This is a genomic window from Roseomonas sp. OT10 (assembly GCF_020991085.1).
Lineage (GTDB): Bacteria > Pseudomonadota > Alphaproteobacteria > Acetobacterales > Acetobacteraceae > Roseomonas > Roseomonas cutis.
The window spans coordinates 3,090,123-3,106,583 of the sequence record NZ_CP087719.1; the positions used below are offsets into that span (position 1 = coordinate 3,090,123).

Consider the following 16,461-nt stretch of genomic DNA (forward strand, 5'->3'; position numbering starts at 1 on the left):
TGCGGCTAGCCGGCGCCGGGTCGAGGCAGGCCCGCATCCCCCGGCGGCCCCTCCCGCCGACGGCCGTGGGGACGGGGCGCAGGCCCTGCCCTACTCCCCCTGCGCCAGCGCGCGCAGCGCCTTGCGGTCGAGCTTCTGCGCCCCGGTCAGGGGCAGGCGGTCGACGATGTGGATGTCGGCGGGGCAGCGATACGCGATCAGCCGTGCGGCGCAATGCGCGGCGACCTCCGCCTCGTCCAGCGCCTCGCCCGCCACCGGCACGACATAGGCCACCACGCGCTCGCCGCTGCGCTCGTCCGGCACGCCCACCACGCCGACGGCGGCGACCCTGGGGTGCAGGCTGATCGCCTCCTCCACCTCGCGCGGATAGACGTTGAAGCCCTTCACCAGGATCACGTCCTTCTTGCGGTCCGTGATGTGGAGGAAGCCGTCCCCGTCCAGGTAGCCGATGTCGCCGGTGTGGATGAAGCCGTTGCGCAGCACCGTCGACGTCTCCTCCGGCCGGTTGCGGTAGCCGCGCATCATGTGCGGGCCGCGGAAGCGCACCTCCCCCCGCTCGCCGGGCGGCAGCACGGTGCGCCCGGTCTCGGCATCCACGACCTGCACGGTGTTGCACGGGATCGGCCGCCCCACCGAACCGGGGCGCAGCCCGCTCAACGCGGTGATGCCGCTGATCGCGGGCATCTCCGTCATGCCGTAGCCCTCGTGGATCTCCAGGCCGGTGACGCGGCGCCAGCGTTCGATCAGCTCCATCGGGAAGGGCGCGCCGCCGCCGGGGCAGACGCGCAGGGCGGACAGGTCCGCCCCGGCCAGGTTGGGCGCCGCCAGCAGCCCGGCATAGATCGCGGGCGGCCCGCCGCCGAAGACGGTGACGCGGTGCCGCGCCAGCAGATCCACCACGTGCTCCGGCTTGAAGCGCTCGGGGATCACCATCTCCGCCTGGGCCCGCACCGGGCCGAGCAGCCCCTGGAGGAAGCCGTAGACATGGGTGAAGGGGGCGATGGGCAGCCAGATGTCGCCGCCCAGCCGCGTCGGCCAGTTGTAGTCGGTGCAGCGCAGGGCGGTGAGGAGCTGGCCATGGTCGTACTCCACCGCCTTGGGCAGTCCGGTGGTGCCGCCGGTGAAGAGCAGCGCGGCCACGTCGTCCGGGCGGGGCGCCGGCAGCGCCCCGTCCTCCCCCGGCTCCGCCAGCAGCCCCTCCAGGGTGATGTCCTCTCCGAAGCAGAGCACGCGCCGCAGCCCGGCGCGGGGCGCCAGGGACCGCGCCATCTCGCGGGTGTCGGGCGTGCAGATCGCCGCCACCGCCCCGACCTCGCGCAACAGCGGCTCCAGCTGCGCGGCGGGATAGAGCGGGTTCGCCAGGGCGGGCGCGGTGCGCGCCCGCAGCGCCGCGAAATAGGCGATGACGAAGGCGATGGAGTTGGGCAGCAGCAGCGCCGTGACCTCGCCCGCCAGCCCCTCCGCGGCCAGGCGCCGGGCCAGCGCCGTGGCGGCGCGCCCCAGCTCCGCATAGGTCAGCGCCTCGTCGCGGTGCCGCACGGCGACCCGCTCTCCCGCATCGCGGGCCGCCAGGTCCAGCATCGCCGTCAGGGTGGGGACGGGCGGCTTGGCCTCCCCCGCGCCGTGCAACGGCAGATCGGGCAGGGACAGGTCGGGCAGCGGCTGATCCGGCTCCATGGCACTTCCTCCGCTCGCGCCGTTCCGCCGGCGCTCATGCATTCCCCGGGCGTCCTTCCCGGACCGGCCTGCCGCGGCCGGACGCCGTGGCTCAGGGCAGGTCGGGTGCCCGCGCCTTCAGCGCCAGCAGCCGGGCCAGGATGTCGTCGCGCTGCCGCAGCATGGCCTCCGGCCCGACCGTGGCCAGCTCGTCGTCCACGCCCCGCACCACCGCCCCGCGCAGCCCCGGCGTGATCTCCACCTGGCCCAGGTCGCGCCACATCGCCTCGGTCGGCGGGCCGAGATGGTCGAGCAGATGCGCGATTCCGCCCGCCCCGCCGGAGAGGTGCAGGTTCAGGAACGGGCCCAGCAGCGCCCAGCGCAGCCCCGGCCCGTGCGCGATGGCGGCATCCACGTCCGCCACGGAGGCGACACCCTCGCGGACCAGGTGGAAGGCCTCCTGCCACAATGCCGCCTGCAGCCGGTTGGCGACATGGCCTAGCACCTCCTTGCGCAGGCGGATGGGGCGCTTGCCCAGCCCGGCATAGAAGGCCATCGCACCCGTCACCGCCGCCTCCGCGGTCAGGCGGCCGCCCGCGACCTCGACCAGCGGGATCAGGTGCGGCGGGTTGAAGGGATGGCCGAGCACCACGCGCTCCGGATGGCGGGCACAGGCGTCCTGGAAGGTGCTGGCCATCAGCGTGGAGGAGGAGGAGGCGAGGACCGTCGCCGCCGGCGCCGCCGCGTCCAGGCGGCGGAACAGGTCGCGCTTCAGCTCCAGCCGCTCCGGGCCGTTCTCCTGCACGAAGCCGGCCGCCGCCACCGCCTCCTCCGGGCTGGGCCACAGCCGCAGCCGGTCGGGCGAGGCACCGGGGGCGAGGCCGATCGCCTCCAGCACGGGCCAGTGCGCCGCCACCGCCGCGCGCAGCGCCTCGGCCGCCCCGGGCGCGGGGTCCCAGGCATCCACCTCCAGCCCGCGCGCGAGGAACAGCGCCGCCCAGCTCGCGCCGATCACCCCGGTGCCGATCACCGCGACGCGGCGCGGCATGGCCGGCGCGGCCCGGTCTGCGGTCTCGTCCATGCTGCCTCCTCCCGCCTGGTTCCGATGTCCCGGTCGCGCCGTCCGCCGCGGCGGCAGCCTGCGCCCGGCCGCCGGGCGCCCGGGCCGGCCTGCTAGCCGCCCGTCCCCATCCCGAAGCGCGCGATCACCTCGGCCGGGATGGGCCGGGACTTGATGGCGCCGGGGGTCTCCGGGTGCCGCCCCACCCACACCCGGGTCTCGAAGCCCTCGACCCCCAGCGCGCCGTCGTCGCGCAGCAGCCGGTGGTGGACGTCGAAGGAGGAGCGCCGGAACGCGGTCACGCGGCTCTCGATGACGACGCGGTCGCCGAAGGCGCAGGGGATGCTGAACTTCGCCCGCGTATCCACCATGGGGATGCCGACGATGTCGTGGCGGCGCAGCATCTCGATCTTGCGCAGCCCCAGCGCCCGCTCGAACAGGGCTGCGGTGGAGGCGTCGAACATCGCGAAGTAGCGCGGGTAGAAGACGATCCCGGCGGGGTCGCAGTCGCCCCACTCGATGGTCAGCTCCCGCCTGTGGGTCAGCATCGCTCCCCTCCCCGTTCCGCCGCCACGCTGTTCGTTCCGGTCCAGGCCACGCGGCGCTTGCCTTGTTTATTTAAGGTCCATAATAATACGCGGCGGGAGTGAGGCAAGTCCGGAAAGGGCCGTCAGCGATGCAGCAGCTTGCGCAGCAGGGCGACGAAGGCCCGGCGCTCGGCGGCGGTCAGCCGCTCGGTGAAGCGCGCATCCACCTCGTCATGCGCGCGCTCCATCTCGCCATAGGCGGCGATGCCCGCCTCGGTCGCGTAGAGCTGGTTGGCGCGCAGCTCCGCCGCATCGGCCTGGCGCCGCACCAGCCCCGCCGCCACCAGCGCGTTCACCAGCGTCGCGACGTTGGAGGGCTTCACCCGCAGCTCCTCCGCCAGGACGCCCGGCCGGATGCCCGGATTGGCCACGATCAGGGCGAAGACGCCATAGCCGGCGGGGGTGACGCTCAGCCCGGCGAAGTTGCGCGCGAACTCGTCGAAGGCCCGCAGCTGCGACAGGCGGACCAGGAAGGCAGGGCTCTCGGCCAGCGGGGAGACGACGGCGCCGGCCGCGTCCTCCGGCGCTGCCGGGACCGGCCGGAGCAGCACCGGCGACGCGCGGCGCCTCGGGGGCGATATGGCCATGGCGTCAGGCTACCATGCGGCGGCAGGCCGGGAAAACCGGCCGCCGGCCGGGGCCCGCGCGGCACCGCGCACGGAACGACATAAGGGAGAACGACCATGACGAATCCGCTGCTGTCGCGCCGGGCGGGGCTGACCGCCGCCCTGGCCGCGGCCATGACGCCGCTGGCCACGGCCCTGGCCGCGCCGGCGCTGGACAAGGTGTCGCGCCTGATCATCGGCTTCCCGCCGGGCGGCTCCTCCGACACCGTCGCGCGGCTGCTGGCCGAGCGGCTGCGCAACGCCTACGCGCCGCAGGTGATCGTGGAGAACCGCTCGGGCGCCGGCGGCCGGCTGGCGGTGGAGACGGTGAAGGCCGCGGCGCCGGACGGCACCACCATCCTGCAGACGCCGGAGAGCATCCTCACCCTCTACCCGCACATCTACCCGCGCACCGTGCGCTACGACGCGCTGGCGGACTTCGTGCCGGTCACCCCGGTCTGCGCCTTCAGCTTCGGCTTCGCGGTGCGGGCGGACCACCCGGCGCGCGACCTGAAGGGCTTCGCCGACTGGGTGAAGGCCCAGGGCGGCAGCGCCCCCTTCGCCTCGCCGGCCGCCGGGTCGGCGCCGCACTTCCTCGGCGTGCAGCTGGCCCAGGGGCTGGGGATCACGCTGAACCACGTGCCCTATCGCGGCACCGCGCCGGCGCTGCAGGACCTGCTGGCCGGGCAGATCCCGGCGGTGATGTGCGTGCTGGGCGAGGTGACGGAGCTGTACCGCGCCGGCCAGCTCCGCATCCTGGGCATCACCGCGCCCGAGCGCCTGCCGCGCCTGCCCGACCTGCCCACCTTCGCCGAGCTGGGGCAGCCCACGCTGACCGCCGACGAGTGGTTCGGCCTGCTGGTGCCGGCGCGCACCCCCGCCCCGCTCGTGGAGGGGCTGCACCAGGCGGTGGCCGCCGCGGCGGCGCGGCCGGACTTCAAGGAGGCGCTGGACAAGCTGGAATACCGCGCCCTGACCACCACTCCCGCCGCCTTCGCCGAGCGCCTGCGCCAGGAGCGCGATCGCTGGGGGCCGATCGTCCGGGAATCCGGCTTCAAGGGCGAGGAGTGACGGAGCCCGCCGCACGCGGCCCCGCCACACCAGGCCCCGCCACACAAGGAGAGGACACGCCATGACCAAGACCATCATCACCGTGGCGCCGACGGGCGGCATGGCCTCCAAGGCCGCCAACCCGAACCTGCCGACCCAGCCGGAGGAGATCGCGGAATCGGTGCACCGCGCCCACAAGGCCGGGGCGGCCATCGCGGCGCTGCACGCGCGCCGGCCCGACGACCAGGCGACCTGCAACGACGCGATCTACCGCCGCATCAACGGGCTGATCCGCGAGCGCTGCGACATCGTCATCAACAACTCCACCGGCGGCGGCTCCTCCGGCGACATGCTGCTGCCGCGACCGGACGGCATGTTCGAGAACAACTTCGAGGAGCGGCTGAAGGGCCTCGACGCCGGGGCGGAGATGGCGACCTTCGACGGCTTCACCGCCGTGGACGTGTTCGGCGAGCGCGAGATCCTGGTCATCACCACCCCGGGCCGTTGCGAGACCATGGCGAAGCGCTTCCAGGAGCGTGGCATCAAGCCGGAATGGGAGGTGTTCAACCCCGCCCACATCATCCAGGACGTCACCCGGCTGATCCAGAAGGGCTACGACAAGCCGCCCTACTACATCAACATGGTGCTGGGCACGGACCGCAACTTCCAGGGCGGCATGCCCTACAGCCACGACCTGCTGACGGCGATGATCCGGCTGCTGCCGCCGCAATCCGTCTGGTGCCTCTCCGCCATCGGCCCGGCCCAGCTGCCGGGCACCACCCAGGCGCTGCTGCTGGGCGGGCACGTCCGCGTCGGGCTGGAGGACAACAACTACTACGCCAAGGGCGTGCTCGCGACCAACGAGATGCTGGTGGAGCGCACCGTCCGCATCGCGACGGAGCTGAACCTGGAGATCGCCTCCCCGGGCGAGGCGCGCGAGATGCTCGGCCTGCCGCCGGTCGCCCGATGAGGCGCGGCGCCATGGGCACGACGCGGCGCAGCCTGCTGGCGGCGGGGAGCGGCGGCGCGCTGCTTTCCGTCCCCTGGGCCCCCTGGCGCGGCCTGCGGGCGCAGCCGGCGGTGGCGCGCAATGCCCGCGCCATCGTCGGCTATGCCCCGGGCGGGCCGACCGACACCGTGGCCCGGCTCTACGCGGAGGCGATCCGCGGCGCCTTCGCCCCGGCCGTGGTGGTGGAGAACCGCCCCGGCGCCGGCGGCCGGCTGGCGGTGGAGGCGGTGAAGGCCGCGCCCGCGGACGGCACCAGCTTCCTGGTGACGCCGGGCAGCGTCGTCACCCTCCAGCCCCACGTCTACCCGAGGCAGGTGCGCTACGACGGGCTGGTGGACCTGATCCCGGTCGCCACGATGGCGCTGTTCGCCACCGGCCTGGCGGTCCCGGCGGACCATCCGGCCCGCGACCTCGCCGGCCTCGTCGCCTGGCTGCGGGCACAGCCGCCGCCGGTGAACTACGGCTCCCCCGCCGCCGGCTCCGGGCCGCAGTTCATCGGCGGGCGGCTGGGACAGGCGGTGGGCGTCCCGCTCTCCCACGTCCCCTACCGCGGCGCGGCGCCCGCGCTGCAGGACCTGCTGGCCGGGCGCCTGCCCTTCATGCTGGCCGTGCTGAGCGACCTGGTGCCGCAGCACGGGCAGGGGCTGCGCATCCTGGCCCTGTCGGCACCGCGGCGCATCGCCCGCCTGCCGGACGTCCCGACCTTCGCCGAGGCGGGCTACCCCTCGCTCACCTCGGAGGACTGGGTCGGCGCCTTCCTGCCCGCCGGCACGCCCGAGGCGGTGGTGGCCGGGCTGCACCGCGCGATCGACGCCGCGGCGCACCGGCCGGACGTGCGCGCCGGGCTGGAGCGGCTGGAGTTCCAGGCCACGGTGCTGGACCCCGCGACCCTGGCCCGCCGCATCCGCCAGGAGCGCGACGAGTGGGGGCCGGTGGTGCAGGCGTCCGGCTTCCAGCCGGATGACTGATGCCGCGCGGTGACCGGCCGCGACGCGGCCGCGCCGCACCCGGCTATGCCCGATGCTGATAGCGCGGAACGAAGAAGCGATAGGCGGGCCGGACCGTCGCGGGTCTATGCTGCCCGCAAACCCCGGCCCGACCGGAGCCGGGGAACAGGTGGCCGGTGCGCCGGTCCAGGAGGATGTCCCGAGATGCTGAAGCGGCAGCCCGACGTCTTGCCCGCCCGCTCGGCGCGGATGGCCGGCCGGGAGGCACCGGATGTCCGCTTCGCCTGAGGGCGCCGCCGTCGTCCTGATCCCGGGCCTGCTGTGCGACGCCTCCGTCTGGGAGCCGCAGCGCGCCGCGCTGTCGGCCGGGCGCGCGGTGCTGATTCCCGATCTCTGGGGGCTGGATTCCATCGAGGCCATGGCGGAACGCGTGCTGGCCTCGGCGCCGGGCCGCTTCGCCCTGGCCGGGCACTCCATGGGCGCGCGCGTGGCGCTGGCCCTCCTGGACCGTGCCCCGGAACGGGTGGAGCGGCTGGCCCTGCTGGACACGGGCGTGCATCCGCGCCGGCCGGGCGAGGCGGAGAAGCGCCAGGAGCTGGTCGACCTCGCCCATCGCGAGGGCATGGCGGCGCTCGCCGCGCGCTGGCTGCCGCCGATGGTGCATCCGGCGCGGGCGCAGGACCCGGCGCTGATGGGGCCGCTGACCGCCATGGTCTGCCGCGCCACGCCGGCGATCTTCGCGGGGCAGGTGCGTGCCCTGCTGAACCGCCCCGACGCCGCCGCCGTGCTGCCGCGCATCGCCTGCCCCACCCTGGTCGCCTGCGGCCGCCAGGACGGCTGGAGCCCGCTGGAGCAGCACGAGGCGATGGCCGCGGCCATCCCGGGCGCCCGCCTCTCCGTCATCGAGGAGAGCGGGCACATGTGCACGGTCGAGGCGCCGGAGGCGGTGACGGACCTGCTGCACGGCTGGCTGCGGCCCGGTTTCGCGGCATGATGGCGATCAAGGGCCCGGCGCGAAGCCGGGCGATGCAGTGAGGGAGGACAGGATGCGCAGAAGGACTTTGCTGGCGGCGGGCGCGGGTGCGGCGGCGCTGGCCGGACCGTTCCGGCCGGCCCTAGCGGCGACGGCGCCGCTGAAGGTGGGGCTGATCCTGCCGATGACCGGCCCCTTCGCCTCGACGGGGCGGCAGATCGAGGCGGCGGTGAAGCTGTACCTGCAGCAGAACGGCAGCAGCGTCGCCGGCCGGGCCGTGGAGGTGCTGCTGAAGGACGACGCCAACGTCGCCGACACCACGCGCCGCCTGGCCCAGGAACTGGTGGTGAACGAGAAGGTCGCCGTGCTGGCGGGCTTCGGGCTGACGCCTCTCGCCCTGGCCGCGGCGCCGATCGCCACGCGCGGCAAGGTGCCGCAGGTCGTCATGGCCGCCGCGACCTCCAGCATCACGGAGGCATCCCCCTTCGTCGTGCGCACCTCGCAGACCGTGCCGCAGGTCTCCTCGCCGCTCGGCAAGTGGGCGGCGCAGGACGGGATGCGCCGGGTGGTGACGGTGGTCACCGACTACGGCCCCGGGCTGGATGCGGAGAAGTGGTTCAAGGCCTCCTTCGAGGAAGCGGGCGGCCAGGTGCCGGAATCGCTGCGCGTGCCGCTGGCCAACCCGGACTTCGCCCCCTTCCTGCAGCGCGCCCGCGACGCCGCGCCGGATGCGGTCTTCGTCTTCGTCCCCTCCGGCCCCGGCGCGGCCTTCATGAAGCAGTTCGCCGAGCGCGGGCTGAGGGCGGCGGGGATCAAGCTGATCGGCCTGGGCGACGTCGTGGACGACGACATCCTCAACGGCATGGGCGACCCGGCGCTGGGGGTGATCACCTCGCAGCACTACTCGGCCGCGCATGACAGCGACGAGAACCGGCGCTTCGTCTCGGAGTTCAAGGCGGCCAACAACGGCATGCGCCCGAACTTCATGGCGGTCGGCGGCTATGACGGCATGGCGCTGGTCTACAAGGGGGTGGAGAAGGCCGGCGCCAGCGCCGACGGCGCCGCGCTGGTGGAGGCGATGAAGGGCATGGCCTGGACCAGCCCGCGCGGCCCCATCTCCATCGACCCGAAGACCCGCGACATCATCCAGAACATCTACATGCGCCGCGTCGAGCGCCGCGACGGCGAGTTGTGGAACATCGAGTTCGCCACCTTCCCCGCGGTGCGCGACCCGGCCAAGGCCGGCTGAGCCCGGTGCGCGGCGGAGGAAGGGCATGCTGACCGTCCTGTTCGACGGCATCGCCTATGGCATGGTGCTGTTCATCCTGGCCTGCGGGCTGGCGGTGACGCTGGGGCTGATGAACCTGGTCAACCTCGCCCATGGCGCCTTCGCCATGGCGGGGGGCTATGCCGCGGTGGTGCTGGTCAATCGCTGGGGGGTGCCGTTCCTCGCGGCGCTGCCCCTCGCCTTCCTCTTCTCCGCCGCGCTGGGGGCGGTGCTGGAGCGCACGCTCTACGTCCACGTCTACGCGCGCAGCCACTTCGACCAGGTGCTGTTCTCCATCGGGCTGGTCTTCATGTCCGTGGCGCTGGTGGACTACATGGCCGGCTCCTCGCAGCAGTTCGTAGAGATCCCCGCCTTCCTGCGCGCGCGCTTCGAGGTGCTGGGCGTCAGCATCGGCGCCTACCGCCTGCTCATCATCGTCACCTGCGGCGTCATCGCCCTGGCGCTGCAGCTGGCGCTGACCCGGACGCGCTTCGGCAGCCGGCTGCGCGCGGCGGTGGACGACCCGCGCGTGGCGCGGGGCCTGGGCATCCCCGTCCACGCCATCTTCGCCGTGACCTTCGCGGTGGGCTCCGGCCTCGCCGGGCTGGGCGGCGCGCTGGGGGCGGAGATCCTGGGGCTCGACCCCAGCTTCCCGCTGAAGTTCATGATCTACTTCCTGATCGTCGTGACGGTGGGCGGCACCTCCTCCATCTCCGGCGCCTTCCTCGCCTCCCTGCTGCTCGGCATCGCCGACGTGGCGGGCAAGTACTACGTCCCGGACCTCGGGGCCTTCGTGATCTACAGCGTCATGATCGCGGTGCTGATCTGGCGGCCGCAGGGCCTCTTCGGCCGGGTGGCGACGCGATGAGCGGCGCCTCCCCGCCTCCCCCCGCCCGCGGCGCGGCGCAGCTCGCGAGCCTGTCGCGCTGGCGCCCGCTGGAGTTCGTCTTCTGGGCCCTGGTCGTGGCCGCCTGGTTCGCCTTCCCCGACCGCTACCTGCTGATCGCGGAGATCGCGGTGACGGCGCTCTTCGCGCTCTCGCTGGATCTGGTGCTGGGCTATGCCGGCATCCTCTCCCTCGGCCATGCCGCCTTCTTCGGGCTGGGCGCCTATGTCGCCGGCATCGCCGCGGCGCGGGGGCTGACCGACCCGCTGCTGGGGCTGCTGCTGGCCGGCGGGGCGGCGACGCTGCTGGGCGGCGTCACCAGCCCGCTGGTGCTGCGCGGCTCCGACCTGACGCGGCTGATGGTGACGCTGGGCGTCGCCTCCCTGCTCTACGAGGTGGCGAACCGGCTGAACTGGCTGACCGGCGGCGCCGACGGGCTGCAGGGCATGGAGGTCGCGCCGATCCTGGGGCTGTTCGAGTTCGACCTCGGCGGGCAGGTGGCCTCGGTCTACAGCCTCGTCGTGCTGTTCCTCTCCTTCCTGGTGGTGCGGCGCGTCGTGCACTCCCCATTCGGCTGGTCGCTGCGCGCGGTGCGCGGCAACCCGCTGCGCGCGGGCGCCATCGGCATCCCGGTGAACGCGCGGCTGATGGCCGCCTATACGCTGGGTGCGGGCATCGCCGGCCTCGCGGGGGCGGTGCTGGCGCAGTCGACGCAGTTCGTCTCGCTGGACGTGCTGGCCTTCCACCGCTCCGCCGACATCCTGCTGGTGCTGGTGATCGGCGGGGTGGGCTGGCTCTACGGCGGGCTGATCGGCGCGGTGATCTTCAAGCTGATGCAGGACGTGCTGTCCGGCATCACGCCGCAGTACTGGCAGTTCTGGATCGGGCTGGTGCTGGTGGTGCTGGTCCTCGTCGGGCGCGAGCGGCTGAACGCCTGGCCGGCGCGGCTGCTGCGCCGCCGGGCGCGCCCGGCCCCGGTGGCGGAGGCGGCGGAATGAGCGCCACGCGGCAAGCCGTCAGCCCCTCCGCGCCGGCGGACAGCGCCGCCCCCGTGCTGCGGACCATCGGGCTGAACCGGCACTTCGGCGGGCTGCACGCCACGCGCGAGGTCAACCTCGCCCTGCCGCGCGGCGAGCGCCACGCGCTGATCGGCCCCAACGGCGCCGGCAAGACGACGCTGATCAACCTGCTGACCGGCGTGCTGCGCCCCTCCTCCGGCCGCATCCTGCTGGAGGGGGAGGACGTCACCGCCCTGCGCTCCGACCAGCGGGTGGGGCGCGGGCTGGTGCGGACCTTCCAGATCAACCAGCTCTTCCCCGCCATGACCGTGCTGGAGACGGTGGGCCTCGCCGTCTCGCAGCGCCTCGTCGGCGGCCGCGCCTGGTGGCGCCCGGTGGGCAGCCGCCCCGCGGTGGTGGAGGAGACGGTGGCGGTGCTGGAGCGCTTCCGCCTCGGTGCCGTGCTGGGCGAGCGGGTGGCGAACCTGCCCTATGGCCAGCAGCGTCTGCTGGAGATCGCGCTCGCCATCGCCTGCCGCCCGCGCGTGCTGCTGCTGGACGAGCCCGCGGCCGGCGTGCCCGAGGCGGAGCGGGAGGAGATCCTGCACCGCGTCGCGGAGCTGCCGGAGGACGTCACCGTGCTGCTGATCGAGCACGACATGGACCTGGTCTTCCGCTTCGCCCACCGCATCTCCGTGCTGGTGCAGGGCGGCGTGCTGACGGAGGGCACGGCGGCCGAGGTCGCGGCCGATCCCCGCGTGCGCGCGGTCTACCTGGGAGAGGGCGGCCATGGCTGAGCTTCTGGCCGTCGAGGGGCTGGCCGCCGGCTACGGCCAGGCCGCCGTGCTGCACGGGCTGTCGCTGCGGCTGGAGGAGGGGCAGTCCATGGCCATCCTCGGTCGCAACGGCATGGGCAAGACGACGCTGCTCAACAGCCTGATCGGCGTCACCCGGCGCTTCGGCGGCACCATCCGCCTGGGCGGCGTGGACATCACCCGCCTCTCGCCCGAGCGCCGCGCCCTCTCCGGCATCGGCTGGGTGCCGCAGGAGCGCAACATCTTCCGCTCCCTCACCGTGGAGGAGAACCTGACCGCCGTGGCCCGCCCCGGCCCCTGGGACGTCGCCAAGGTCTACGCCCTGTTTCCCCGGCTGGAGGAGCGGCGGCGCAACATGGGCGACCAGCTCTCCGGCGGCGAGCAGCAGATGCTGGCCGTCGCCCGCGCCCTGGTGCTGAACCCGCGCCTGCTGCTGCTGGACGAGCCCACGGAAGGGCTGGCCCCGATCATCGTGGACGAGCTGCTCGCCGCCCTGCGCCGCATCATGCGCGAGGAAGGGCTCTCCGCCCTGGTGGTGGAGCAGCACGCGCAGAAGATCCTGGGCGTGACGGACCAGGCGGTGATCCTGGAACGCGGCCGCATCGTCCACGCCGCGCCCAGCGCCGCCCTGCGCGCCGATCCGGCTGTGCTGGAGCAATACCTGGGTGTCTCCCGCGTCGCGGCGTAATACGGTTGCCGTGATGCCTTGATCCGTGCCGGTGCGGAATGCGCCCGTGGCCCGGGGGCAAGGCGCTGCCTCGCCCCCGTACCCCCACTCCGCCAGGACCCTGCGGGCCCTGGACCCGATCAGCGCTGCCGCGCAGATGACTGCGACGGGGTCACAGCGCCGAGGAGCCATGCTCCTCGGCGGGTACGGCCTCCGCGCTCGCTGACGCGCTCTGAACCTTTGTCGGCGTCCCGCCTGTCCGTGTTCCGTCAGGGTTCAGCCCGCAGGCTGACGACAGCCGCACAGCACCAGACTCCCAGCGGGGTCCGGGGCCCGCTTGTGGCCCCGGCAGGGGAGGGTCTGGGAGGGGACGGCGTCCCCTCCCGGTCCACCGCCTGGTCACTGGGCACGGGGCAGCGCCTCCCCCCCGGGAGGGGGCCTCTGCCCGCGCGGCATGCCCCCTTGAGCAGGCCCTACCCGCGCGCGACGGCCTCGACCAGGGCGCGGGCGCGGGAGGCGACGGTGTCTGCCGCGTCGCCCGGCTTGTAGAGGGAGCCGCCGATGCCGAAGCCTGCGGCCCCGGCGGCGAGCCAGTCCGCCATGTTCCCGGCGCCGATCCCGCCCACCGGCAGGACGGCGGTGCCTTTGGGCAGCACGGCGCGCAGGGCCTTCAGCATGGCGGGGCTCGCCCCTTCGGCGGGGAAGAGCTTCAGCCCGTCCGCCCCGGCGGCGAGCAGGGAGAAGGCCTCGGCGGGCGTGAAGAAGCCCGGCACGGCCAGCATCCCGGCGGCCTTGGCGGCGCGCACCACGGCGGGGTCGGCATGCGGCGTCACCACGAGGCGTCCACCGGCGGCAGCCAGCTTCGCCACGTCGTCCGGGTCCAGCACCGTGCCGGCGCCGACCAGCGCCCGGTCGCCGAAATGCCGGGCGAGGCGGGAGATGCTCTCAAAGGGTTCGGGCGAGTTCAGCGGCACCTCCAGCACGGGGATGCCGCTGGCCACCAGCGCCTCGCCGACCGGGATCGCCTCGTCCGGCGTCAGGCCGCGCAGGATGGCGACCAGCTTTCCGCGCGCGAGCCAGTCCTGAAGGGTCATGCCCTCTGTCCTTCCATCTGCCGGGCGATCTGGAACAGGCCCTCCGCGGCGGCCTCCTCGCCCACCTGCACCGCGTCCGCCCCGGCGGCGGCGAGCGCCCGGGCATAGCGCGCCATGAGCCCGCCATCCCCCACCACGAAGACCTGCTTCGTCCCCTCGGGCAGGGTCGCCGCCACCTCGTGCCCCATCAGCAGGCCGGAGAGGTAGGAGGCCGCCGCCGCCGGGGGCAGCCGGTCGAACAGCCCCAGCGTCCGCACCCCGAACAGGTGGTGCAGCAGCCCGCCCGGCTGCCGCGCCCGGGCGAGGCCGGTGTCGAAGGCGTCCCAGTCCGGCGGCGCTGCCCGATCCAGCCCGCGCGCCAGGATGGTGTGGGTGGAGAGGGCGGCGAAGCCCTCGCCGGTGAACTGGGTGGCGAAGCCCAGCACGCGGCCATCCTCCAGCACCGCCCATTTGCTGTGGCTGCCGGGGCTGAGCACCAGCGACCGCCCGGGCGGCAGGCGGCGCAGCAGGCCGAGGATCTTGGTCTCCTCGCCGCGCATCACCTCCGGCACGCCCGATTCGTCCTCGGCCGAGAGGCCCGGCACCATCCAGGCCCGCGCGCCCTCGAAGGGCAGCGGCGTCAGCGCCCCCGCCAGCGCCCGCGCATCGGCAGGGCACGGCAGGTAGGGTGCCTCCACCCAGCCCTGGCGGCTGCCGGCCATGCCGCAGACCAGCACCAGCGTCTCGCCCTGCTCCAGCCAGGGGCCGATCAGCCCGCGCAGCACCTCCGGGAAGGCGCCGGCCGCGACGTTCAGGATGCCCTGGGGGGCCGCGACGCGGTCCAGCACCTCGCCCTCCGCCCCCAGCCGCCAGGCCCGGAAGCTGCTGGTGCCCCAATCGACGCCGATCATGCGTTGCTTCCCGTGTTGCCGCTGCCTCGATGCGGCGGGCGCGGCACGGGCGCAAGGGGGCGCACGTTGCGGTGCGCGCGTCCCCGCGTGGCAACGCCCGGCGGAAGGAAGCGCTGGAACGGCGTCATCGCAGGGGGCCGCAGGGCATGGTTCTTCAGGACAAGGTGGCGGTCGTCACCGGCGCCGATTCCGGCATCGGGCGCGCCATCGCGCTCGCCTTCGCCGGAGCGGGCGCGGATATCGGCATCACCTGCCATTCCGACGAGGCGGGCGCGCGGGAGACGGCGCGGGGCGTGGAGGCGGCCGGGCGGCGCGCCTTCGTCGCGCGGCTCGACGTGCAGGATTCGGCTGCGGTCGATGCCGCCTTCGCCGCCGTCGTGGCGGCGCTGGGCGTGCCCGACATCCTGGTGAACAACGCCGGCAAGGGCATGGGCGCGAAGACGCCGGTGGCGGAGTTGGCGGACGAGCAGGCGGAGGTGGTGATCCGCACCAACCTGTTCGGCCCGCTCTGGTGCTGCCGCGCCTTCCTGCGCCACCATCTGGCGGCGGGGAAGAGCGGCCAGATCGTCAACATCTCCTCCGTCGCGCAGCACCTGCCGACCGATGGCAGCGCGCCCTACGGCATGTCCAAGGCGGGGCTGGGCTCGCTGACCCGCAGCCTGTCGGTGGAGCTGGCGCCGAGGCGGATCAACGTCGTCGGCATCGCCCCCGGCATGATCGAGACGCCGATGACCCAGGAGCGCATCGACGACCCCGCGAAGCGCGAGGCCTCCTTCCAGGAGATCCCCTGGCACCGCGCCGGCCGGCCGGAGGAGATCGCGAAGCTCGCCCTGTTCCTCGTCAGCCCGGATGCGGACTACCTGACGGGGCAGACCATCGTGATGGATGGCGGGCTGACCATGAACTGGGGCGGCGCCTGAGCGGCGCCGGTCAGGTGCTCTCCCGCGCCAGCACGGCCAGCTCGGCGGTGACGCGCACCGGCGCGTGGCGGCGGCCCAGGCGGCGTGCCTCCCGTGCCGCCAGCAGGGCCTCGCCCGCCTGCCGGCCCAGCCCGTAGGCATCGACGGAGACGGTGGTGATGCGCGGCCAGGACCAGCGCGAGACGTCGAAATCCCCGAAGCCCGCGACGGCGAGGCGGCCGGGCACGGCCCAGCCCTGGCGGTGGCACTCCATCAGCACGCCGAAGGCGTGCAGGTCGCTGACGCAGAAGACGGCGTCGGTATCGGGCCATTGCGCGACCAAACGGCGCACCGCCTCGGCCCCGTACTCCATGGCCAGCGGCGGGATGCCGTGCCGGATCACCCGCGGCGCGCCCAGGCCCAGCGCCGCCAGCGCCTCCATGTAGCCGCGCTCGCGTTCCACCCCGCGCCGGTCCAGGCCCAGCTCGCCGCCCAGGTAGCCGATCCGGCGGTAGCCGCGCTCCACCAGGTGCCGCACCATCGCCACGGCGGCCCCGGCATTGGAGACGCCGATCACCTGGTCGATCGGCTCCGCCGGCTCGTCCCAGGTCTCCACCACCGGCAGCCCGGCCCGGGCCAGCATGGCGCCGGTCGCCGGGGTGTGGTCGCCGCCGGTCATCACCAGCGCCTCCGGGCGGTGGCGCAGCATGGCGCGCACCAGCTCCTCCTCCCGGTCTGGGCGGTACTCCGTGTAGCCCAGCAGCAGCTGCAGCCCGGCGGGGGCCAGCGCATCGGTCAGGCCCCGCGCCGTCTCGGCGAAGTTCGAGTTGTTGATGGTGGGCACCAGGGCGGACACGAAGGCCGAGCGCCCGCTGGACAGCGTGCCGGCGCTGGCATCGGGCACATAGCCCAGCCGCTCCACCACCGCGAGGATGCGGGTCCGCGTCTCGGCCGAGACGCCCTTGCCGGTCAACGCGCGGGAGACGGTCATCTTGGAGACGCCCGCGCCCCGCGCGACATCGGCCATGGTGGGCCGTGGCCGTCCCGCGGCCGGCAGT

17 protein-coding genes are annotated in these 16,461 nt (G+C 74.1%); 10 read left to right on the plus strand and 7 right to left on the minus strand.

Annotated features, from left to right (window positions below; genetic code table 11):
- Positions 1–90: 90 nt before the first annotated feature.
- From LPC08_RS14215 to LPC08_RS14230, 4 genes are all read right to left on the minus strand, one after another.
- A complete protein-coding gene (locus LPC08_RS14215; RefSeq protein WP_230448901.1) occupies positions 91–1,677 on the minus strand; it encodes a class I adenylate-forming enzyme family protein in 1,587 nt (528 codons plus the stop codon).
- 91 nt (positions 1,678–1,768) lie between these two features.
- Positions 1,769–2,737: a 3-hydroxyacyl-CoA dehydrogenase NAD-binding domain-containing protein gene (locus LPC08_RS14220; RefSeq protein ID WP_230448902.1), complete on the minus strand. Its 969-nt coding sequence runs from the start codon at positions 2,735–2,737 to the stop codon at positions 1,769–1,771.
- A gap of 92 nt (positions 2,738–2,829) precedes the next feature.
- Positions 2,830–3,264: an acyl-CoA thioesterase gene (locus tag LPC08_RS14225; protein ID WP_230448903.1), complete on the minus strand. Its 435-nt coding sequence runs from the start codon at positions 3,262–3,264 to the stop codon at positions 2,830–2,832.
- A gap of 122 nt (positions 3,265–3,386) precedes the next feature.
- A complete protein-coding gene (locus LPC08_RS14230) occupies positions 3,387–3,890 on the minus strand; it encodes a MarR family winged helix-turn-helix transcriptional regulator (RefSeq protein WP_230448904.1) in 504 nt (167 codons plus the stop codon).
- 96 nt (positions 3,891–3,986) lie between these two features.
- On the opposite strand from LPC08_RS14230, the gene LPC08_RS14235 reads away from it, so the two are divergent.
- The 9 genes from LPC08_RS14235 to LPC08_RS14275 all read left to right on the plus strand — a co-directional run bounded on the left by LPC08_RS14235 (position 3,987) and on the right by LPC08_RS14275 (position 12,541).
- On the plus strand, positions 3,987–4,979 hold the full coding sequence (locus tag LPC08_RS14235; RefSeq protein ID WP_230448905.1) for a tripartite tricarboxylate transporter substrate-binding protein: 993 nt from the start codon (positions 3,987–3,989) through the stop codon (positions 4,977–4,979).
- 61 nt (positions 4,980–5,040) lie between these two features.
- The gene (locus LPC08_RS14240) at positions 5,041–5,928 is read left to right on the plus strand and encodes a beta-keto acid cleavage family enzyme (protein WP_230448906.1); all 888 of its coding nucleotides are present in this window, start codon (positions 5,041–5,043) and stop codon (positions 5,926–5,928) included.
- 11 nt (positions 5,929–5,939) lie between these two features.
- Positions 5,940–6,935, plus strand: coding sequence for a Bug family tripartite tricarboxylate transporter substrate binding protein (locus tag LPC08_RS14245; RefSeq protein ID WP_230448907.1), 996 nt, complete (start codon positions 5,940–5,942; stop codon positions 6,933–6,935).
- A gap of 250 nt (positions 6,936–7,185) precedes the next feature.
- Complete coding sequence (locus LPC08_RS14250) at positions 7,186–7,908, plus strand: alpha/beta fold hydrolase (RefSeq protein ID WP_230448908.1); 723 nt, start codon at positions 7,186–7,188, stop codon at positions 7,906–7,908.
- Between the two features lie 52 nt (positions 7,909–7,960).
- On the plus strand, positions 7,961–9,136 hold the full coding sequence (locus tag LPC08_RS14255; RefSeq protein ID WP_230448909.1) for an ABC transporter substrate-binding protein: 1,176 nt from the start codon (positions 7,961–7,963) through the stop codon (positions 9,134–9,136).
- A 25-nt stretch (positions 9,137–9,161) separates the two neighbouring features.
- Positions 9,162–10,022: a branched-chain amino acid ABC transporter permease gene (locus LPC08_RS14260; protein WP_230448910.1), complete on the plus strand. Its 861-nt coding sequence runs from the start codon at positions 9,162–9,164 to the stop codon at positions 10,020–10,022.
- Positions 10,019–11,038, plus strand: coding sequence for a branched-chain amino acid ABC transporter permease (locus LPC08_RS14265; RefSeq protein ID WP_230448911.1), 1,020 nt, complete (start codon positions 10,019–10,021; stop codon positions 11,036–11,038). Before LPC08_RS14260 ends, LPC08_RS14265 begins: the two co-directional genes overlap by 4 nt.
- On the plus strand, positions 11,035–11,835 hold the full coding sequence (locus LPC08_RS14270; protein WP_230448912.1) for an ABC transporter ATP-binding protein: 801 nt from the start codon (positions 11,035–11,037) through the stop codon (positions 11,833–11,835). The genes LPC08_RS14265 and LPC08_RS14270 overlap by 4 nt, the downstream gene beginning before the upstream one ends.
- Positions 11,828–12,541, plus strand: a complete 714-nt coding sequence (locus LPC08_RS14275) for an ABC transporter ATP-binding protein (RefSeq protein ID WP_230448913.1) — start codon at positions 11,828–11,830, stop codon at positions 12,539–12,541. Before LPC08_RS14270 ends, LPC08_RS14275 begins: the two co-directional genes overlap by 8 nt.
- Positions 12,542–12,993: 452 nt before the next feature.
- On the opposite strand, the gene LPC08_RS14280 is transcribed toward LPC08_RS14275, so the two are convergent.
- Together LPC08_RS14280 and LPC08_RS14285 are read right to left on the minus strand one after the other, a co-directional pair.
- Complete coding sequence (locus LPC08_RS14280; RefSeq protein WP_230448914.1) at positions 12,994–13,614, minus strand: 2-dehydro-3-deoxy-6-phosphogalactonate aldolase; 621 nt, start codon at positions 13,612–13,614, stop codon at positions 12,994–12,996.
- Positions 13,611–14,504, minus strand: coding sequence for a 2-dehydro-3-deoxygalactonokinase (locus LPC08_RS14285; RefSeq protein WP_230448915.1), 894 nt, complete (start codon positions 14,502–14,504; stop codon positions 13,611–13,613). The genes LPC08_RS14280 and LPC08_RS14285 overlap by 4 nt, the downstream gene beginning before the upstream one ends.
- 146 nt (positions 14,505–14,650) lie before the next feature.
- On the opposite strand from LPC08_RS14285, the gene LPC08_RS14290 reads away from it, so the two are divergent.
- Positions 14,651–15,424, plus strand: a complete 774-nt coding sequence (locus tag LPC08_RS14290) for an SDR family NAD(P)-dependent oxidoreductase (protein WP_230448916.1) — start codon at positions 14,651–14,653, stop codon at positions 15,422–15,424.
- Between the two features lie 10 nt (positions 15,425–15,434).
- Here LPC08_RS14290 and LPC08_RS14295 read toward each other — a convergent pair whose 3' ends face one another.
- Entirely contained in the window at positions 15,435–16,430 is a 996-nt protein-coding gene (locus LPC08_RS14295) for a LacI family DNA-binding transcriptional regulator (protein WP_230448917.1), read from the minus strand.
- Positions 16,431–16,461: the final 31 nt, after the last annotated feature.

Excerpts from the sequence above, each read along its gene's own strand:
- LPC08_RS14215 (WP_230448901.1), bottom strand. The coding sequence starts at position 1,677 with ATGGAGCCGGATCAGCCGCTGCCCGACCTGTCCCTGCCCGATCTGCCG.
- LPC08_RS14220 (WP_230448902.1), bottom strand. The coding sequence starts at position 2,737 with ATGGACGAGACCGCAGACCGGGCCGCGCCGGCCATGCCGCGCCGCGTC.
- LPC08_RS14225 (WP_230448903.1), bottom strand. The coding sequence starts at position 3,264 with ATGCTGACCCACAGGCGGGAGCTGACCATCGAGTGGGGCGACTGCGAC.
- LPC08_RS14230 (WP_230448904.1), bottom strand. The coding sequence starts at position 3,890 with ATGGCCATATCGCCCCCGAGGCGCCGCGCGTCGCCGGTGCTGCTCCGG.
- LPC08_RS14235 (WP_230448905.1), top strand. The coding sequence starts at position 3,987 with ATGACGAATCCGCTGCTGTCGCGCCGGGCGGGGCTGACCGCCGCCCTG.
- LPC08_RS14240 (WP_230448906.1), top strand. The coding sequence starts at position 5,041 with ATGACCAAGACCATCATCACCGTGGCGCCGACGGGCGGCATGGCCTCC.
- LPC08_RS14245 (WP_230448907.1), top strand. The coding sequence starts at position 5,940 with ATGGGCACGACGCGGCGCAGCCTGCTGGCGGCGGGGAGCGGCGGCGCG.
- LPC08_RS14250 (WP_230448908.1), top strand. The coding sequence starts at position 7,186 with ATGTCCGCTTCGCCTGAGGGCGCCGCCGTCGTCCTGATCCCGGGCCTG.
- LPC08_RS14255 (WP_230448909.1), top strand. The coding sequence starts at position 7,961 with ATGCGCAGAAGGACTTTGCTGGCGGCGGGCGCGGGTGCGGCGGCGCTG.
- LPC08_RS14260 (WP_230448910.1), top strand. The coding sequence starts at position 9,162 with ATGCTGACCGTCCTGTTCGACGGCATCGCCTATGGCATGGTGCTGTTC.
- LPC08_RS14265 (WP_230448911.1), top strand. The coding sequence starts at position 10,019 with ATGAGCGGCGCCTCCCCGCCTCCCCCCGCCCGCGGCGCGGCGCAGCTC.
- LPC08_RS14270 (WP_230448912.1), top strand. The coding sequence starts at position 11,035 with ATGAGCGCCACGCGGCAAGCCGTCAGCCCCTCCGCGCCGGCGGACAGC.
- LPC08_RS14275 (WP_230448913.1), top strand. The coding sequence starts at position 11,828 with ATGGCTGAGCTTCTGGCCGTCGAGGGGCTGGCCGCCGGCTACGGCCAG.
- LPC08_RS14280 (WP_230448914.1), bottom strand. The coding sequence starts at position 13,614 with ATGACCCTTCAGGACTGGCTCGCGCGCGGAAAGCTGGTCGCCATCCTG.
- LPC08_RS14285 (WP_230448915.1), bottom strand. The coding sequence starts at position 14,504 with ATGATCGGCGTCGATTGGGGCACCAGCAGCTTCCGGGCCTGGCGGCTG.
- LPC08_RS14290 (WP_230448916.1), top strand. The coding sequence starts at position 14,651 with ATGGTTCTTCAGGACAAGGTGGCGGTCGTCACCGGCGCCGATTCCGGC.
- LPC08_RS14295 (WP_230448917.1), bottom strand. The coding sequence starts at position 16,430 with ATGGCCGATGTCGCGCGGGGCGCGGGCGTCTCCAAGATGACCGTCTCC.